Below are 1971 nucleotides of genomic sequence, written 5' to 3' on the forward strand. Positions count from 1 at the left end.
GCAATATTATAACTGCCTTCGGTTAGTTCTTGACTGGCTCCTTGGAAGTTCCCGTGTTCGTAAATCGTGGCTTTTAACTGTTCTGACGGAGCAGAAGGTTGGGTATTTTCTGCCGCCCAGTTGACGGCCAGCGTGCCACTATTATCGTTATAAGTTCCCTCCACATCATTGACCACAAATGTCAAAGTTTCCCCCGGTTTGAGGGTCATTTTCGTTTCTTTGGCGAGTTCCTTCACCTCATTGGTTTTTGGATTAACGAGGAGCAAGGCAAATGCGGTATTATTCGGGTATTTTAGCATTTTTTGGTATTGCTCGGGAAACTGTTTAATCCCTTCCGGTCCGCATTCGGGAATTCCCATTTCAGCTTTGGCGGGCATCCATTTGCCAGAGGGCGTAAAGGTATAGGTGATGTCTTCGTTGCTGGGATTTTTAAATTCGTAACCCAATTCGCGTTTCGTGTCAACTTCAAATGAACCTGTAGTCATTTTTCTGTCCTTTTTATGTTTTACGATTCAACTTCCTTAAGTTTTCGTTAAGGTTTCAGTGCAATTCCCATCGGGAATATTTTTCTCTAAAAATACTGAAGCGATCGGCCAAAAATAAATCTCAGTAATCTTCTTGTCTGATTCTTGTTTATGTCAATAGCGATCGCCTAGTATTTGAGGGTAAACTCTTGAGTACAATTCTGGGAGTTTACAGGGTTTTGATGTAATTTTCCAGCGTGGCAATATTGCGATCGTATGCCGAATAATCTCCGCGAGACACTCCGCGCGATCGCACGAAATATTCAAACGGCAGATTGCGCTGGCTGAAAAATGCCACAAATCCATCGGGTTGCAGCGTATCTCCATTCAACCCAATGGCCCAGTAGCGTTGCTTGTAAAGCCGCAGTTCGTTAATCATCGATCGGCACTTTTCAATTTCTGGATTGGGTTGTGGTGCGACGTGCTGATTGAGAATATTAGCCGCTTCCGGCGGAATATTCCAGCACTGATTCGGTTGCGGATTGTTCTCGTCAATCTTTTCGCACGCAACGTTATAGTAAAAACCCTGTGCCGGCTGTTGCACCACTAAGGCGCAATCATTGAAGTCACATTTGAGGACTCCCTTAGCACTGACGCTCCACTGTTGCGTTTTATCGTCACTATTTCCCTTCACCGGCTGGAAAGTAACGCGATTCGGCGCTTCAAAAGTTAAGGCTTTCCCCTCCTGATTTTTGATTAATCCCTCTGTCGTCACCGTCCACTTTTGACTGTCTGTGGGGGTGGGTATTCCCCAGGATTGAACGGTATTATTATCGACCACGCATACCATATCGGTAGAGCCTATTTTACAGTCTAACGTAAAACCCGTTTGGGGGTTTGTAAATACGAATGGACTCATTGCTGCTCCTATGTTTTTGTAGCAAAGTCTTGATTTTTATTCAAGCAATTTTTGTCAGCTTTTCCCTCCACTTTTATGTTTTTTTAGACTCCCTCTATCTATCGAGGAGCCAAATTATTTAACCAGTTGACTCGGGAAATGGGCGGCACCTCGGCGAAAGCGTTCCGAGTCTGAACGGGAAACGAGAAAAGATATCTGTGATGACAACGTAATTTGTCCTACAATTAGCTGTTCAACCGCAGCGGGTTGGCCTCAATTCCCGAGTATCACTGGCTGGAATTGGGAGCGGGTTTCCATCCTGGGGCAACCGCGCGAGGGAAACCACCACCGCGACTTCGGTAAATCCTAATCCTCTCCCGACCATTTGACGGTCAGAGTGCCCGTATTATCGTTATAAGTCCCCTCCACATCATTGACGATAAACTTCAACGTTTCACCCGGTTTCAGAGAAATTTTGGTTTCCGGCGCGACTTCCGTAACTTCATTGGTTTTCGGATTAACGGCGACCAAAGAAAATGCCGTATTGTTGGGATATTTTAGCATTTTTTGGTATTGGTCTGGAAACTGTTTGATTCCTTCTGGGCCGCA

Annotated in this window: 3 protein-coding genes; all 3 read right to left on the bottom strand. The window is 45.3% G+C overall.

The window, feature by feature from the left end; genetic code table 11:
• Nucleotides 1-485 (bottom strand): hypothetical protein (locus tag AC0QH1_RS01210; protein ID WP_324628916.1); only part of this gene is annotated, 485 nt, incomplete at its 3' end.
• A 208-nt stretch (nt 486-693) separates the two neighbouring features.
• On the bottom strand, nt 694-1383 hold the full coding sequence (locus AC0QH1_RS01215) for a hypothetical protein (protein ID WP_324628918.1): 690 nt from the start codon (nt 1381-1383) through the stop codon (nt 694-696).
• Nucleotides 1384-1728: 345 nt separating this feature from the next.
• Nucleotides 1729-1971, bottom strand: a 243-nt coding sequence (locus AC0QH1_RS01220; protein WP_324628919.1) for a hypothetical protein, incomplete at its 5' end; no start/stop codon positions are given.

The organism is Phormidium sp. CCY1219 (genome assembly GCF_055795085.1).